The sequence below is a fragment of the Psychrobacter fozii genome, assembly GCF_003217155.1.
In the GTDB taxonomy this organism is placed as follows: domain Bacteria; phylum Pseudomonadota; class Gammaproteobacteria; order Pseudomonadales; family Moraxellaceae; genus Psychrobacter; species Psychrobacter fozii.
The window spans coordinates 65509-83000 of the sequence record NZ_QJSU01000009.1; the positions used below are offsets into that span (position 1 = coordinate 65509).

Here is a 17492-nt window from a genome sequence, read left to right on the forward strand (position 1 = left end):
TTAGTAAGACAAATTTTGGACATAAAAATAGACAAGGAATGACAGCTTGGCTTTGCCGTTGAACAATTAGTACTAAGACTGTGATAGCGCTTGTTGTTATCTGTTATAAAAACTTGTTTTACAATATACTTAGACATCAAAAAAACACTCAAAAATGGGTAATCGCCCCTGTTACAGCCTTTTTTTTCAATGTGTAATAGCAGACGAAATTTAATAGTTTTTTCTAACTTAGCGACCTTAATCATAAGATGTCTAATAAGACTCAAATTCTGGTCATTTAGACTCGAATTTTGGCTATTTACACTCGAATTCGTGCTATTTAGGCTCAAATTCTCATCGTAAAGAGTTTTTAGGTTAGTTTTGATATTATTTATCATTGATAGCTACCTCTCTATCAGGATTACTAACTCCTTCGATAGTATTATTGTGATCAGTAGCAGGCGAAGAATCATTTTCAACCTCTATCCAGTAAATGCTAAATGTCTTACCGTTTCGAGTAATTATCTTACTTGGAATAGATAATCCAGCTTTTTTCAGGTCATAGATACGTTGTGCTAAGCAGGTAATCTTATAAAGTTTATATGCTTGCCAAGTATCAATAGTATTACCTGCCAGCATATGTTCTTTGACTTTGTCGCTTTGAGATTTTATAGGTGTGTGTTGTAGAGTAATCATAGTTATGCCTCACTATTGTTAGCTTGGCTATGACTATCCAACCATTTATTTATTTCAGATAAGCGCCAAACGCTGGCGTGTCCAATTTTTATCGGAGCCGGGAATTGGCGATTTTTGATCAGATGATAGATGTGTTTAGTGGAGAAGCCAGTAATACCACGTGTGGCAGGCTTGGTGGTTACGTTGCGTTTTTGCCCTGACTTTGTGGTGTGAGTCTTAGCGGCTCGCGCTGGTTGATTGGCAAGATCTGCCATTCTTAAATATTGATCGTTTAACGTCATGATAGTTCACCTCTTAGCATTTAAAGTAATGGGCGGTAATGCCCTGCTATGAGGTGAATGTTACGGGATGGCATTGGCTATCAGGCAAGCTCTTTTGATATGATGTCATAGCAATAATATTGCTATAAGGGCAATATTATTGCTATAAGGATATTAATTAAATAGTTGATATATAAGGGTTTAATGATATTATAGCAATCGAATGAAATTTTTATGATCTTTTGTATTGTCCTCCACGTCTTGCATCGCTATGACGGCAAACTTTATCAATATTTAGTGCTAAGGCGGGTGATATATCAAAGTTTTGTGTTATCCAATCAGTGATAATAAGCTGTTTGGGTGCTTGCTGTTCAGGATCGTAATTGACCCAAAACTCGTTGATAACTGCATCCATTATTTCCATGGCTGGAGTAATGTATGAGTATTTAGTAGCATCAACTTGTGCTAGTTTGTTTTTAAGGTCTTTGATTGTATTATTAGCAGTCACCAGCTCCTCAACAAGCTGGTCATAAGTTTTAAAGACGTGTCCTACTACTGCTATTCCCACTTTGTCCCGATCATTCGATAGATTATCGTTGAAGCCTTTGTAAATAAAGTTATGGTTAGCTAGCCATGTTTTGACTTGTTCGGCTGAAATTCGGTCGGTGTCATTAGGGACTAAGGAGCCTGCATCAATGGCATTACAGACCATACGATGATGCCTTAGATAATTAGCGTCGTTATTGATGTAAGCAGGGTTCTCGTCAATGATCAAGCAAGTCATGTCTTCTAAAGTGAAGAACGCATAAGTTATTAACAGCCTTTGGTTCTCACCTAAATCATTGATCACATTTTTGTCCTCTAAAGGCATTGGGGGAGGAGTAGGTAATTGCTTATCGATCTGATTCAGCTGTTTCGTTTCAACATTCAGGTCTGAGTTTACCAGATCTTGAATTTCTGAATGGTTGAAGTAAAAATCTTTGAATGGTTCACGATCTGATGTGACTGTGCCTGTTTGTTCGTCATCAAGAACATTGTAAAAATGTCGTAGCAAGTCGTCAGTATTTTTATATTTTGAGTTATCAGTTGGGGAAACTAATGAATAATTTAGGTTTTGGAACCTATATAGCTTAACCTCCCTTAATGGGGTGTTTTCAAGTAGGGACTTGAGAGTGAACTTTAAAGGCTTTCCTGAGCCAATGCCTTTATACAAATCATTTACAAAATCATTTACAGCAACATATTCCCTATGTTGCTTTTCAAATTCGCTATCAATCAAATCTTCGATATTCTCAACTTGTACTGTATGCTTAACATCAACATCCTCAAAATGTAGCAATCCATTTAAAGGCTCAAAACCTGAAACATCAGCCTTTTTAAAAAAGCAGTGCATTGCTTTTGAAACAGTGTCTGTCAGTGCTCTTCTATCTTGATCCCTTAATTCTTTTAGACTCGTTGGATTACTCCACACCCATTTCTCACTACTAAAAGAAAGTGCCTTTTGAATTTCCTTTAAAAACTCTGTAACAGTATCAAACTCACCAGGCTTAAACCTTATAATTTTATGATCTGTATCAATATTATAAAAATCTACGGCCCCTAAGTCATAATGAAGTAAGTATGTGACCACTTCATACAGCGACTCATCATTAACACTCGAGAGATGAAAGATAAAGTCTCTAAAACTAATATAATCCTTCATAGGCTCTATAAGCCTTTTTATTAAACTCACAGTACACACCCTTACACCCTTGATCATAATAGGAGCAAGGCGGTGATAGCTTAAGGGTGTGAATAGCCATCGTTCGGGGGATCAGCCCTAGCCTTGCAATTGGTATCGATAGCGATTGAAGCTATCAAATTTAGTTTGCCAGTCCAATACTGATATTATTTGTTAAAGCTGCTCTGCAAGCTTTATTAAAGCTTCTTTTGATATTCCTTGAGCTTTCAAGCTCTCTATCAGAGCTTCCTTATCATGCACAGCTATATCAGTCGCTTGCTTATTTCTAATCTGTATTTCTTCTGCTACTTCATCAGGCGTCAACAAATCAAAGTTAATCGCCTTGCCAGCACGTAAGTCATCTAAATAGTCGGCCCATTGGTTCATCATTACTTGCCGTTCGAGTAGATGAGCTGACAAGTCATAACGCTTTTTAACGCTTGATTGCTCAAGGTGGGCAAGCTGGATTTCAATGATGTTCTCAGGGAACTGCAATTCATATAATCCTGTGCTGGCAAGCTGCCTAAAACCGTGGCCAGTCATCTTAGGGTAGGGATCACCTGTATAGCCCATTCGTTTTAATGCTTGGTTGAACCAGACCTCGCTGTATGGTTTGCTGCTCTCAAAGTTGTAGAAGACATAACCTGTTCGTTCCGTCAGTGGTCGCATACGCTCAATGATAGCTACTGCTTGTGGTGACAGGGGGATGATATGTTCTTGTCGCATCTTCATCTTGTGGGCCGGTACACGCCAGACGCTTTTATGATAATCAATTTCTGACCATTCAAAGAACCTCAGCTCTTTCGTTCTCACAAAACATAGTGTCATTAGTTGCAAGCCAGCCAATGTTTGCTGGTGCCCGTTCGGGTATTTTTCTATATAGTTATCGATGTTACGTAGGAGTTCGGGGAATTGGTGCTGCTCAACGGCTTTCATGCGCTTGGCTTTGTGCGGTCTCAACGCTTTATTACGTCCGCTGGCGAGGTTAATGATGTCATAGCCTAGAGTATTGATGGCATGCTCAAAAATTGAGCTAATGAGCCCCATGCACTTATGAGCAGTCTCTGACGTGTATTTTCCTTGCTTCTCGAACTCTGCTTGAATATCTAGTCCGGTTTTAATCACGTCTTGCGCGGTGATGGCACCAATAGGGTATGAGCCCAAGCGTTTTAGAATATGGTTATCCAAAAATCCTTGCAGCTTTTGTACATTCTTTGATGTGGTTTCTGACTTTTCGTCTAGATAGATTTTTGCTATGATTTTAAACAAATCTCTTTGTTCATAGCTGTTTTTTAAGTGGTTCTTCTGCTCGGTGGGATCAATACCATCAGCAAGCAATGTTTTAGCCTTATCACGTGCCATCCGAGCTTGTTTTAGCGATATTTGCGGCTTGAATGATGCGTCAATGAGTTGCTTCGATGATTTGTATATACCGATTTGATAGGTTTTTTGTTTGGGCTTAATATCTTTGTCTGATTGATAGCGGTATGACATTTGCCAAAACAATGAGCTGTTAGGGTGCTGTATCAGATATAGGCTATTGCCATCACTATGACGGGTAATTTTATCGGGCACCGGTTGTTTAGCGATTGCTTTCACGCCAGCATCGGTTAGTTGATAGTCTTTTCTTTTGATCATGACATCACCACAAGATGTTAAATTTTTAACAACAGATTTAACAACATTCTATAGGTGCTGCTAGGTAATGGCAAGTAATCTTGAAAGACATAAAGCTTTTAAAGTATAGGGCTAAAGGCTTAGGAGGTAATGGGAGGTTATGTGCAAATACGATGATTGGTGCGCTCGGCGGGAATCGAACCCACGACCCTCGGCTTCGGAGACCGATACTCTATCCAACTGAGCTACGAGCGCATAATATACTGAACCAACGACTTTATTCACGGATACTTAATAGATGAATACTGCGCTAACCAACACAACATATCAATCAATGGTATGAATAATCAGTCGTATTTCTAAGTATCGAATAAGTGTCGAAAAATAAAGACCGCTTAGTCTAACAAATAAAAACCATAAAGCCAATAAATGACGGTAGCGATTGATGTTTTTTAAGAAAAAACAAGATAGTCATTAAACAGGCATGGCAATTTACCTGTCTTTTCCCTTATAATGTCATGGAGAATTCATATTTATAATCACCGATTACAAGTGTGCTGGCACGCGGGATGGCTGTTTGCTATTGATGACCAAAGGTTATCAAAGGAGGATAGACAGAATGTCTGAGCTGTGCAGGCCTTTGTATACGTAATAAGAGAACGTGACGAATGAGAAAAGTAGTTATGTTATCGGCAGCTGCCATTCTAGGAATCGCTAGTATCGCGGTGAGCCAAGCTGAAAGTGTTGTAGAAACTCCTGCAACTGTCTCTGCTGTAGCAGACACACAGGAAGTCGTAGAAAATGCGCCTGAGCAGTCAGGCGATGATGCCCAAGCTGCTGCAGATACAACAGATGGTGCAGCTCCTGCTGATGAAGCCGCACCTGTAGATGGTGAAGCTGCTGAAGAAACAGCCGCTGCAGCACCTGCTGCTGTTGAAGAACCGATTCCACAAGACACACCACAAGTGCAAAAACTGATTGCACTATATCCTAACCTGATTGCTCGTATTCATCCTGTTGCTACCGTCTGCTTCGAAGATGATGAAGTGTGTGATGTAACGGCACGTGTTGCTGGCCCAGCTCCTGGTGATGGACCTCGCGATGGTAAAGCGGTATACAATGCAGTATGTCATACTTGTCATGCAGCGGGCTTGCTAGGCTCTCCTGTCTTTGCTGATGCCGGCGCTTGGGGACCACGCATAGCAAAAGGTACAGATACGCTATATACCCATGCTATCAATGGTTTCAATGCAATGCCTGCCAAAGGTGGTGCGGATATCCCTGATGAAGAAGTTCAAAATGCCGTAGATTATATGGTTGAAGCAGCAAGCTAATCTGTCTCAAGTGTTTTGCCAAGCTTTTACGATAGATATCTATAAAGCGCCTATCTCATTCAATGGGATAGGCGCTTTTTTCATCATCAATATTATCAATATAAGACTTCAGCTGCATTGTAGTTGAAATTCGTCAGCAGCAGCCTCATTTTATGACTTTACAGCATATCTTCTAGCTATTTGTCGTCTCAAAATATTTTTACATACATTTATAACAAACAAAGAGGTCTTCATGTCAGAAGTACCAGCACTTACGATAAAAAACTTGTCCAAAACTTATGATAATGGGTTTTCGGCTCTAAAAGGAGTCGATTTAACTGTGCCACAGGGTGGATTCTTTGCATTATTGGGTCCCAATGGTGCAGGTAAATCAACCATGATTGGTATCATTAGTTCGCTGTTTAAGCCGACCACAGGCAGCGTGCATATTTTCGGTACTGACTTGTTGGAAAACCCTTCTGTCGCAAAGCAGTATCTTGGTATCGTACCACAAGAGTTTAATTTTAATATGTTCGAAAAAGTCGAAGATATTTTGATTACACAAGCAGGTTACTTCGGTATTCCTGCCAAAGAAGCTAAGCCACGAGCGAAACGACTACTAACAGCGCTTGGTCTATGGGATAAGCGTGATAGTAAATCGCGTGAGCTATCAGGTGGTATGAAACGCCGTTTGATGATTGCACGCGCATTGATTCATAAGCCAAAACTATTGATTTTGGATGAGCCAACGGCTGGGGTCGATATTGAGCTACGTCGCTCTATGTGGGAGTTCATGCAGCAGATTAATATCGAAGAAAAGACCACGATTATTCTGACCACTCACTATTTAGAAGAAGCCGAGCAACTGTGCAAGCGCATTGCTATCTTAGATCATGGCGAGATTCGTATTAATACAGAAATGAAAGATTTGTTGGCGCAGCTGTCCGTTGAGACGTTTGTCTTTGATTTGGAAACACCGCTTACTCATCAATTGGTTTTGACAGGTGTGACAGGGATAACCCAGCCGGATGATCAAACACTTGAAGTGACCTTGACGGAAGGTGAGTCGATGAATAACGTCTTTGCCCAGTTGTCAGAGCAAGGAATCACTGTGGGAAGCATGCGTAACAAAGCCAATCGATTAGAAGAGCTATTTATGCGTTTGGTAGACAAAAATATTCAAAGTGCAGACAGCATGAAGGAGGCGGGATTGTGAGTCAAGAAATGATAGATCCTAATAAAACCATGTCATGGAGCAAAAAGTGGATTGCTTTTCGCACTATCTTATTAAAAGAAGTTCGCCGAATTTTGCGTATTTGGCCACAGACATTGCTGCCACCAGTTATTACCATGAGTCTCTATTTTGTCATCTTCGGTAAAATGATTGGCTCGCGTGTGGGTGAGATGGGCGGGGTGCCGTATATGCAGTTCATCGTGCCTGGCCTTATTATGATGTCGATTATTACCAACAGTTATTCAAACGTTGTTTCGAGCTTCTTTAGTGCTAAGTTCACCTCTAGTATCGAAGAGTTGCTAGTTTCTCCAGTATCCAAACATGCGATCTTGATGGGGTATATCAGTGGTGGTATCTTTCGTGGATTAGCCATTGGCGTTATTGTCTCAATCGTTGCGCTCTTCTTTACTGACCTCGGTATTGAGCATGTGTTCGTGACCATATTTACGGTACTGGGCACCTCTATCTTGTTTTCGCTTGGCGGCTTTATCAATGCCGTGTTTGCTCGCTCATTTGATGATATTTCTATCATTCCAAGCTTTGTATTGACACCGCTTACCTATCTTGGTGGTGTATTTTATTCGATGGAAAATTTGTCACCATTTTGGCAAAATATTTCATTATTGAACCCTATCGTATATATGGTCAATTCATTCCGTTACGGTATCCTTGGCTACTCTGATGTGAATGTCTGGTACTCGATGGCTGCTATTTTCGTATTCTGTGCAATATTCTATACTATCGCCTATCGCTTACTTAGTAATGGCTCACGTGTACGCTTGTAAATTTTGCGTTTATAATATGATAGCCATTAGTTTTATGAGTCGTCATTTGTCATAGTTAGCTTGTAATCAATAGACTGATAACCTTATCATAAGAGCCTAATATTGTTGGGCTCTTTTTTTATGCTTAAAATTTCTGTAAGAAGTATGAGTAAGGCTTTCACAGCCACGTTATTAAGTACAATTACAAGCATTGCCATCGCCGCCCCATTTGCGACAATGGATGATTATGATTGGGTCGTTATGAAGACGCCTTTAGACCCTGCATCGTATATGTATAATTGCCATAATGACTACAACTATGAAACTTATGATGCTTTACAAAACTGCCTGTATAATTTGAGGGAAGATGCAGATAATGCGTTTAGTAAGCAATGGGGTATCAGCGATAAAGTAGTGAGAGAGCGAAATGCAATTTATATTAAAGTCGCTAATCGTAAAAACCCACTAGTATTTGTTGACTATTCCAGTCCTTATGAGGAGGATTTTAATCCTTATTATTCTCTACAAGACTACGATAAATCACGGAAATTGCTAACAATACATCAAAGCTTTTATGAAGGAGAGAACTTGACGGTAGTTAATTTGGCTACTGGATTTTGGCAAGATTTTAGTCTCAGAAAGCTAAGTGTCTCTCCTGATATGAGATACATAGTCGGTTTTGAAAGTGAGATGGGAGCGACAGAACATATCAATATTTTGGAGCGACAAAATAGTGGTTACTATGAGGGCTACTATAAACAAGTCTATAGCAGTAGTGAAGATTCAAAAAACTACGACAGTCATAAAGAGTTTTATCAAGCAGATAAAGCGCAGCAGGTTTATGATAGCGAAACCTTTACTTGGGTAAATGATACTGAGTTTAGTGGTGACAAGTTTTATGTGGATTCTTTCTATAAATTAAATGAAGCAGATTCAGCGGCTTTTCGAGTACGCTATACCTTTGTACGGGATGACAAAACAGGTGCGTGGCAAATGCGCAAAGGTGGTGTCTAGTGATTTATCTCTCTTTTAATGTAAGGATAACGTTGATTATCGCAGGGCTATTTGTCTTAACTATAATAGCGCCCTTAAATGCTCAAGCAGCTTCTTCAGCGCCGCCTTCAGAGTTAATGCCATCGACTAACGATGATTTTTGGATAAAAGTCCCAGCACCTGTGGCAATAGACTGGCAGCAGGAAGGCAGTTGTCGATACGATTACACTGACTATCGAACGTTTACAGATTATAAAAACTGTATTTTTAACTCGTTAGAGCATAGTGATAACTTACAAAGCCGAAAGTGGGGCTTGAGTGACCGTGTTATTCGAGAAAAAGATACTATTTATATTAATACACCTAACCATAAGCAGTCATTGGTATTTAAGGATTATCTTGAACCGTTTGAAGAAGAGTATAGGGCTCATTATCAATTGCAGGATTATGATAAATCACATCATCTGTTGCAGTTACTACGTACGATGTATGAGACACAGTCAACGATTATCATCGATTTAAATACAGGACATTGGCAGGAGGTCTACGCTACTGACCTTCAGTTTTCAGACGATAGGACTCATGTTGTGGGGTTTAATGGTAGACAAGGTACGACTCAAGACATCATTATTTGGGAGCGTCAAAAAGATAGTAATGATGGACGTTATACAACGGTATTTAGTAGCAATGAACTGTATGAGCAACAGTATGATGACAGTAAAAAGCATGAGGTATACGAAGCACGAGATATCAATTGGACAGCTGACAATAAAATTAATGTTGATTTCTTTTATAGGATAAATCCAACAGATACCGTAGCGTTTAGAGCGCGTTATATTTATGCGACCGATGATAAAGAAGGGAGCTGGCAGAGAGTTTTACCGAATAGCAATATTAATGATTAAGCAATGATAAAAAGGTCTGACTTTCATATGCAAATAGCTCAAACAGTCGTTGAATTAATCCGTGTCTGCATGGTGAGTACATTATTTTTAGTGCTATCAGTGTCAGCGCAAGCAAACCTACCCAAAGCAACAATGGATGATTATGTTTGGGAGGTCATAGAAGTCCCTATTTATCCTAACTTGGGTGAGACTTGTAATAGTAAAAATGAGCTGAAATATCGAGATTGCTTGGATCAGAGTGCGATGATTTATAATCAAAATCTAATCGAAAAACTACAGTTATCAAAATATGTTTCTCGTCAGCTAAACCAAACCACTATTACGATACCCAATCATGAAGCGCCTATCATATTGACCGATAAGCCTGTACAAGATGAGGACGGGGACGGCCTTAGATATGTTTATCTGATAAATCGCTACGATGAGGATAAAAACTGGCTTTATCTATCTGGACAAGTCTATGAAACTAATAACACCGTATTGGTTGATCTAAACACGGGTGTTATACAAGAGTTTGAAGGGTCGCATTTGACACTTTCACCAGATATGACTTATGCAGCCACTGTTAAGGTTGAGTTTCCAGGAGAAGAAGATGTTCTCATTTGGAAAAAAGACAAACACGGTAACTATCAATATGATCAAAGCAATATAGATTATGATAAATTTAGGCAACATTTCAAGTTTTATAACAGTCGTGAGGATAATCTACGGCCTCATAGTGTAAAGCTTGAATGGGTTACCGATGATAGCTTATTAGTAGATTTTTATTTTAATATGAATGAACATGACATTATTGCTTATCGAGTACGATTTAATTACGTGAGGACAGAGCCTGCCTCAGACTGGCAAATGATTCCCATAAAATAACCCATTGCTGTAAAATGAATGGTTTTTATTTCATTGTATTTAGGCATGAAAGGTAAGTAACTTATGAGTATCCACGGTATTTTAGGTGAGCAAACCACGGACTATCCAACTGAGTATAGCCCAGAGACGCTATATCCTATCGCGCGAAGTATGGGACGTGATGTGATTGGCTGGCAAGATGATAAATTAACGGTTGGTGTTGATTGGTGGCAGGCATTTGAGATGTCTTGGTTGAATACGCAAGGTATTTCGCAAGTGGCCATCGCGCGCTTTGCGATTCCTGCTAGCTCACCGTTTATCGTTGAGTCAAAATCACTTAAGCTGTATTTAAACAGTATTAATTTTACCGAATTTGCCAGTTGGGCAGAGGTGCAGACGCTGATTGCCAAAGACTTATCCGCTTGTATACAAGCAGATGTCATTGTTGAGCTATTTGGCTTAGATGATGAGCAAGGCAATAAGCAGTCGGGATTATTAATTGCACAGCCTGAAGGCGTTTGTATTGATGAGGCCTTGGCAAACAGCAGTGAAAAAGTAGCGCTGTGTGAGCATCCTGATGCGTCGTTGCTGAATGATCATGAAGCAGAGAGCATGATAAGTGACAGCACTCAGCCTTATACTTTTTATTCTAATTTGCTGCGTAGTAACTGTCCAGTGACCAATCAGCCAGACTGGGGAACGTTGGCCGTATCGATTACGACGGATAAGCCCGTTAATACGGCTAATGTACTGCGTTATATTTTAAGTTTCCGTCAGCATAATGGCTTTCATGAGCAATGTGTCGAGCAGATATTTGCTGATCTGAGTCGATATTATAAACCAAGCGCCTTGATGGTTCGCGCATGGTACACGCGCCGTGGTGGTATTGATATCAACCCTTGCCGTGTGAGCGATATAACTCTCCTACCACAGCCAAGCCGTTTAATTCGACAGTAAGTAAATATCGATGTTATGAGTTGCAGTTACGTCCTATAATCAATTAACTTTATTCATCTAAGGTAAGGATACCAGTATGAAAGTGAGAACTCATGTTGTAACGGTAGTGGGCGTAGCCGTGCTATCTCTGTCTACGATGTTATCAGCACAAGCGGCATCCGCCGAAAGTGAGTACACTTGTGAAAATGCCTATATGGAAGTGGCTTATGACTGTGGTAAAGATGCGGTCCAAGTTGAAAAAAATAGGCTTAACAAAATATACATGACTGCGTATCGTACCTTGTCACCTACTCAAAAGCAGCAGCTTGATAAAGAACAGATTACTTGGCTAAAAGCTCGCAGCAAGCAGTGTGACTTTGAGCATGATGGCCCCATGAATAACACCGTGGTATATGCCATGATTAATTCTGATGTTTGCACCGCTAACGAGACACAGAAACGTAGCAAGGTCATTGCTAAAAGATATAATATTAAGTAGTTTTTTTCAGCTAAATCACACGCGAAAAAAGCGCCTATCTCATTGAATGAAATAGGCGCTTTTTATGGCACAGTTTTTAATACTAAAACTATTTACCGCTTACTTTCGCCATGACTTCTTCACGGCTTAGCATTTGCTTTTCTGCTTCACGGCGATTGACGTATTCGTACTTGCCTTCAGCCAAGTTACGATCTGAAACCACGATACGATGTGGAATACCAATCAATTCTAGATCAGCAAACTTAACGCCTGGACGTTCATTACGATCGTCCAATAGCACGTTAACGCCTTGCGCTTTTAGTTCTTCATACAGAGCTGTTGCCGTCTGCATAACGGTCTCTTCTTTTGACTTCATCGGTATGATAGCGACTTCAAAAGGAGCGATTGAATCATTGACTGTTGGCGTGGTTGGCCACATGATACCGTTTTCATCGTTGTTCTGCTCGATAGCAGCAGCGATGATACGGCTTACACCAATACCATAGCAACCCATCATTAGCGTGACTGGTTTGCCATCTTCACCAGAAACGCGGCAATTCATGGCTTGCGAGTATTTATCACCCAATTGGAAAATGTGACCGACTTCGATGCCACGTTTGATTTTCAGCGTGCCCTTACCATCAGGAGATGGATCGCCTTCTTGCACGTTGCGAACATCGACGATGCGAGTGATACGTGTATCACGTGCCCAGTTCATACCGATCGTGTGTTTATTGACTTCATTGGCACCGCAGACAAAGTCTGACAAAGTTGCAGCTGAACGATCAACAAAGACAGGCATGTCTAGGTCAACACCGATGTAACCTTTGTGCAAACCAGCTGCTTTTAGCTCTTCATCAGAAGCTAATGTCAGTGGCACATTGGCCTCTTCAATTTTTTCAGCTTTGATAGTATTGAGCTGATGGTCACCGCGCAACACGACAGCAATCAGTTGTGGCTCATCATCTTCGGTATGACCGTGGACGATTAACGTTTTGACCGTATTCTCTAACGGCATATCTAGATGTTCAGCTACCATTTTACAGCTAGTCATATCTTCTGTTAAGACGTCCTCGCGCTCCATTTTTGGCGGTTGACGCTCAGCAGTGCTTACCGATTCAGCCAGCTCAACGTTAGCCGCATAATCAGAAGAATCTGAGAACGCGATATCGTCTTCACCACTGTCTGCCAATACATGGAACTCATGAGAAGCAAAACCACCGATAGAACCTGTATCCGCTTGTACTGCACGGAAATCTAAACCCAAACGGGTAAAGATACGTGTATAAGCGTCATACATATCATGATACGTTTTGGCCAATGAGGCTTGGTCAACGTGGAATGAATAAGCATCTTTCATCGTAAATTCGCGCGCGCGCATCACACCAAAGCGTGGACGAATCTCGTCACGGAATTTGTTTTGAATTTGGAAGAAAGTAATCGGTAGTTGTTTATAACTACGTAGCTCACCTTGGGCAAGATTGGTAATGACTTCTTCATGCGTTGGACCAAGCACAAAATCACGATCATGACGGTCTTTGAAGCGTAATAGCTCAGGACCATAATCGTCAAAACGTCCGGTCGTTTGCCAAAGTTCAGCAGGCTGAGTCATGGGCATGAGCACTTCTTGTGCACCGACATTCTGCATCTCTTCACGAACAATGCGCTCGACTTTTTGCAAGATGCGTAGCCCCATGGGCAGCCAAATATATAACCCAGAAGCAATCTTTCGGATAAGACCCGCACGCACCATCAATTGGCTTGAGGCGATGTCGGCATCACTTGGGGTTTCTTTTAGTGTGGCAAATAAAAATTGACTGGCTTTCATAAATAAAGCGTAACCTTATCAACGATAAAAAATAAGAAGAAATAGTAGGATGTTGAGCGTATGGCTAATCGTTTCATGGCCGCCGCAAGCTTACCTTTATAACTTAGCAATTGACTAACATTCAGCGAATAAAAATGCTCATAAAGAGCATCTTAGTAAAACCGCTCTAATAATATAGAAGAGGGGAAATCTTGATTGATGCATCAGTATGCTGAAATACAAAATATTCAGGCTAAAAGCCTGATAAATACTTTGATACTGACATTTTATTCATACAATCTGACTATGTTAGGTAAAGTTTGCCCAAGACGCAATGACTTTCTGTTTTTTAAGACCGAACATTGCATAAAGGTAGCGATGAGGTTGTTATAACTCGATTATTTACCAGTTTTGAGCCTATTTTTAGCAAGTCTTGACGAATTTTTTGACTAGCAACGCATCAGTAATTATGTAGGGTATTGGTAGCTATTACTTGAAGTTACTCCGCGTACATAGCATTTATATTTTATATACCAATCTGCCATGTGCTTCATACGACAAAAATTTGAGGATACTTAGATGAATAGTCCTGATAATCGATCTTCTGTTAATGCTAATAAGACCAATCCACAAGGCAAAAAACCCATCGCAACGATGTCGTGGATTGTGTTGCTTATCGGTTTAATAGCTATCGTTTTTGCGATTTATAGTGTTCAAAACAGTACCAAGGAAGCACCGATAGAAACCATCACTCGTGAAGGCGTGGTTACTCAAATCCAAAACCTAAATCGTTTAGAAACGGTGTCGTTTAGTGTCGATACCGTTATCACCAGCCAGCGTGGTGGTAGTTGGCAAAAGCTGTGGCAAGACGAGCAAAAAGGACTGTTCATCGCGCATGGACGTGTCGAGGCAGGGGTTGATCTGAGCGCCTTGACACCTGAGATGGTACGAGTGGTTCAGCCTATTGCTTCTGATGTAAATGATGACCAAACATCGGAAGCTAACACGACGGCATCGACCATGCCACAAATCAATATCACCTTACCACCATCAGAGATATTCTCAGTGTATTTAGATGATATTGAGATTTATGATTGGCAGACTGGTGCTTTTGGTATGATGCAAGTCGACCCAAAAATATTTGACCAAGCGCAAAGCATGGCCAAAAAAGAAGTCCTAGAGCGCGCCTGCCGCGGTGATGTAATGACGATGGCTCTACAAAATGCGCAGACGCAGTTGCAGCAACTGTTTGCGCTGACAGGTGCGGTCGTTACGGTGACCACACAAGGTGCAGGTGCATGTCAGTTTCCATCGGTGACTAATGGCTAATCTACTGTTTATTCTCCCTCAAATTAGCCTTCTTTCTTAAACTCAGCGATTGTTAATAGGCGTGCTGCTTTATGCTCAACCATTGGCACAGGGTAGCCCGTATCGGCAAAGTCTCCTTTTTTACTGAGTGCTTTACGCATTTTCTCTTCTGAGTGCAGGATAGTAGCAGGGATGTCTTTTAGCTCAGGTAGCCAAGTCTTAATAAACTCGCCCTTTGTGTCATGGGTCTTGGCTTGGCTAAAGGGATTCATAATTCGGAAGTAGGGTGCTGAGTCAGTGCCCGTAGAAGCGCTCCATTGCCAGCCGCCATTGTTAGACGCAAAGTCACCATCTATCAGTTGCTGCATAAAGTATCGCTCGCCCCAGCGCCAGTCAATTAATAGGTCTTTGGTCAAAAACATCGCCGTCACCATTCGCAGGCGATTGTGCATAAACCCTGTTGCATTTAGACAGCGCATCGCGGCATCAACCAACGGTACACCTGTCATGCCTTTGCACCATTTATTAAAGTCATCAGTGTTGTATGACCAATTAATCTTAGTATCGGTCTCATGCTTATACGCTTGATGGCGAATCAGCTCTGGCTTATAGTCCAAGACATGACGATAAAAATCGCGCCATGCCAGCTCACTTATCCAGCGATTGATATCGTTGTTGTCGCTGTCGTTACCATGCAATTTTTCTTGAGCTTTATTTGCCTGTAGGTAGCACAGTCTGGGGCTGATTGCGCCAATAGTGAGGTAAGCGGATAGCTGACTGGTCGCATGCAAGCTAGGCACATCACGACTCACATCATAGTTGTTGATATCCTCAGTGATAAAGTCTTCTAAACGCTGGCAAGCCGCTGTTTCACCAGCAGGATAGGCGTCACGAGCATGTTCGAGTTGGGCACTCATGTCTAGATGTTGGTAGCTATCATCACTTTGTAATTGCTCTTGATAATCCTCAAGGGCTCTTGTGCTGAGACTTTCTATCTCTGCCACCGTCTTTGCCGCGTTTTCTGTCGGCTCTAAAGTCACGTTATTATTGTCACTAACAGCGGGTGCTTCATGCATTTGTATCTCACTCACCTCCAATGTATGTCGCCATTTTTTGTAGAACGGCGTAAACACTTGATACATGCTGTCGCCATCATTAGTTGTGATGGTTTGCGGTGGTAAGATACATTGATCATGCCAGCGTACAAACTCAATATCGCTTTTCCCCAGCTGCTCAGTTAATTGTTCATCACGATCGATCTCATTACCTTCGTATTCATGGTTGGCCATGATAGCGCTGATATGATTGGCACTGCAGATATCTAATAACGCCTCATTACAGTCAGAGAAACTTGGACAGACCTGTACGATTAAGTTGATATTTAATTGTTCTTGCAAGGCTTTTGCGAGGATAGGCAAGGTACGGGCGATGTGATCGACTTGTACAAGCGACGTATCATGCGCTTGCCATTGCTTAGGTGTGAGAAAGAATATGGCACTGACTCGTGCATTATCTTCGTTTGCCCGTTCACAAATCGCAGCCAAGGCGGTATTATCATGAACTCGTAGGTCACGACGAAACCACATCAAGTAATGTGGCGGATTTGCACTAGTTGCCTTACCACTATCACTGTCGTTGCAGTCAGTTGGATTGGCCGTTGCCGATGCAGTCTTAGACATTCAAGTATTCCTGTATTAATCAATCGCAATCATAAACAAAACTGGGAATAAAAGTATGCTAGGATAAGTTTTTGGATGCAATGGCTTTGCTGTTTGATTAACAAAACATCATCACATATAACGATTTACCTTTAGCTTGAACCTATCTGATGCCGTTATAATCGGTGTCATATTTAATATCATGAAATGCAAGGTCACGAAATGCACGTCAAGTTCTGCGGTTTTACTCAGCTTAGTGATATACAGACTGCGACACAGTTAGGTGTTGATGCGGTCGGCTTGGTGTTTTATCCGCCCAGTCCGCGTGCCGTGACGCTAGCGCAAGCCCAGATATTAAGTACTGCTATACCTGCTTTTGTGAGCGTGGTGGCGTTGGTGGTCAATATGCAACAGGATGAGTTGGTCGAGCTGGCAGACAATGTGTCTTTTGATATTATACAATTCCACGGCGATGAGAGTGCTGAGCAGTGCCAACAGCTGGCGAGCACAGTCAATAAACGCTGGATTAAAGCGTTGCGTGTCAATGCCGATACGGATAGTGCTGTTAGCGTACGCGCTCAGGTTGATGAGTTTGCCAAAGCAGGAGCGAGCAGTATCTTATTAGATGCCTACCATCAGCATAAATATGGTGGTACGGGTGCACGCTTTGATTGGAGTCTCGTACCGCAAGACAGCTCACTACCGATTATTTTAGCGGGTGGTTTGACTGCTGATAATGTCGCTGCGACTTTAGAGCTGCCCATTTATGCAGTCGATGTCAGCGGCGGTATTGAGATAGATAAAGGTAAAAAAGATCCTGCAAAAATGCGCGCCTTTATGAAAGCGGTAAAACGCGACCGATGGCAAAACGCGACGCCTAGCGAACCTTCGAACACAAGTAGCTAGCTTAATATCAGCTCAACAGCTCGCTGCTTAAACTATTTCTCCCTGATTTATCCTAAAAAATACCACTTATTA

16 protein-coding genes and 1 tRNA gene are annotated in these 17492 nt (G+C 41.3%); 10 read left to right on the forward strand and 7 right to left on the reverse strand.

Translation table 11 applies throughout. The features are described from left to right. Positions 1-366: 366 nt before the first annotated feature. The 5 genes from DFP82_RS11665 to DFP82_RS11685 form a co-directional block, all read right to left on the reverse strand. Complete coding sequence (locus DFP82_RS11665) at positions 367-675, reverse strand: helix-turn-helix domain-containing protein (protein WP_110923912.1); 309 nt, start codon at positions 673-675, stop codon at positions 367-369. A gap of 2 nt (positions 676-677) precedes the next feature. Further along, positions 678-956 carry a helix-turn-helix transcriptional regulator gene (locus DFP82_RS11670; protein WP_110923913.1) on the reverse strand — a complete coding sequence of 93 codons (279 nt, stop codon included), beginning with the start codon at positions 954-956 and terminating at the stop codon, positions 678-680. Positions 957-1167: 211 nt separating this feature from the next. Next, positions 1168-2667 carry a hypothetical protein gene (locus DFP82_RS11675; protein ID WP_146221339.1) on the reverse strand — a complete coding sequence of 500 codons (1500 nt, stop codon included), beginning with the start codon at positions 2665-2667 and terminating at the stop codon, positions 1168-1170. A 162-nt stretch (positions 2668-2829) separates the two neighbouring features. Then, positions 2830-4293 carry a tyrosine-type recombinase/integrase gene (locus DFP82_RS11680; RefSeq protein ID WP_110923915.1) on the reverse strand — a complete coding sequence of 488 codons (1464 nt, stop codon included), beginning with the start codon at positions 4291-4293 and terminating at the stop codon, positions 2830-2832. Between the two features lie 157 nt (positions 4294-4450). Then, a tRNA-Arg gene (locus tag DFP82_RS11685) sits at positions 4451-4527 on the reverse strand. 413 nt (positions 4528-4940) lie between these two features. Between DFP82_RS11685 and DFP82_RS11690 the strand changes: the two genes are divergently transcribed. From DFP82_RS11690 to DFP82_RS11725, 8 genes are all read left to right on the forward strand, one after another. After that, positions 4941-5606, forward strand: a complete 666-nt coding sequence (locus tag DFP82_RS11690; RefSeq protein WP_110923916.1) for a c-type cytochrome — start codon at positions 4941-4943, stop codon at positions 5604-5606. Between the two features lie 232 nt (positions 5607-5838). Beyond that, on the forward strand, positions 5839-6801 hold the full coding sequence (locus tag DFP82_RS11695) for an ABC transporter ATP-binding protein (RefSeq protein WP_110923917.1): 963 nt from the start codon (positions 5839-5841) through the stop codon (positions 6799-6801). A gap of 29 nt (positions 6802-6830) precedes the next feature. Continuing rightward, positions 6831-7604, forward strand: a complete 774-nt coding sequence (locus tag DFP82_RS11700; protein ID WP_110923992.1) for an ABC transporter permease — start codon at positions 6831-6833, stop codon at positions 7602-7604. 120 nt (positions 7605-7724) lie between these two features. Beyond that, positions 7725-8597: a hypothetical protein gene (locus tag DFP82_RS11705; RefSeq protein ID WP_146221340.1), complete on the forward strand. Its 873-nt coding sequence runs from the start codon at positions 7725-7727 to the stop codon at positions 8595-8597. Continuing rightward, positions 8597-9481, forward strand: a complete 885-nt coding sequence (locus DFP82_RS11710) for a hypothetical protein (RefSeq protein WP_146221341.1) — start codon at positions 8597-8599, stop codon at positions 9479-9481. The genes DFP82_RS11705 and DFP82_RS11710 overlap by 1 nt, the downstream gene beginning before the upstream one ends. A gap of 27 nt (positions 9482-9508) precedes the next feature. Further along, positions 9509-10348, forward strand: coding sequence for a hypothetical protein (locus DFP82_RS11715; RefSeq protein ID WP_146221342.1), 840 nt, complete (start codon positions 9509-9511; stop codon positions 10346-10348). 63 nt (positions 10349-10411) lie between these two features. Then, on the forward strand, positions 10412-11284 hold the full coding sequence (queF, locus tag DFP82_RS11720; RefSeq protein WP_110923921.1) for an NADPH-dependent 7-cyano-7-deazaguanine reductase QueF: 873 nt from the start codon (positions 10412-10414) through the stop codon (positions 11282-11284). A gap of 76 nt (positions 11285-11360) precedes the next feature. Further along, positions 11361-11762 carry a lysozyme inhibitor LprI family protein gene (locus DFP82_RS11725; protein ID WP_110923922.1) on the forward strand — a complete coding sequence of 134 codons (402 nt, stop codon included), beginning with the start codon at positions 11361-11363 and terminating at the stop codon, positions 11760-11762. An 88-nt stretch (positions 11763-11850) separates the two neighbouring features. On the opposite strand, the gene DFP82_RS11730 is transcribed toward DFP82_RS11725, so the two are convergent. Further along, complete coding sequence (locus DFP82_RS11730) at positions 11851-13569, reverse strand: proline--tRNA ligase (RefSeq protein ID WP_110923923.1); 1719 nt, start codon at positions 13567-13569, stop codon at positions 11851-11853. Positions 13570-14127: 558 nt separating this feature from the next. Between DFP82_RS11730 and DFP82_RS11735 the strand changes: the two genes are divergently transcribed. Then, complete coding sequence (locus DFP82_RS11735) at positions 14128-14877, forward strand: DUF4230 domain-containing protein (protein ID WP_110923924.1); 750 nt, start codon at positions 14128-14130, stop codon at positions 14875-14877. Positions 14878-14900: 23 nt separating this feature from the next. Here DFP82_RS11735 and DFP82_RS11740 read toward each other — a convergent pair whose 3' ends face one another. Then, complete coding sequence (locus tag DFP82_RS11740; protein WP_110923925.1) at positions 14901-16535, reverse strand: cryptochrome/photolyase family protein; 1635 nt, start codon at positions 16533-16535, stop codon at positions 14901-14903. Positions 16536-16736: 201 nt separating this feature from the next. Between DFP82_RS11740 and DFP82_RS11745 the strand changes: the two genes are divergently transcribed. Then, positions 16737-17420 carry a phosphoribosylanthranilate isomerase gene (locus tag DFP82_RS11745; protein WP_110923926.1) on the forward strand — a complete coding sequence of 228 codons (684 nt, stop codon included), beginning with the start codon at positions 16737-16739 and terminating at the stop codon, positions 17418-17420. Positions 17421-17492: the final 72 nt, after the last annotated feature.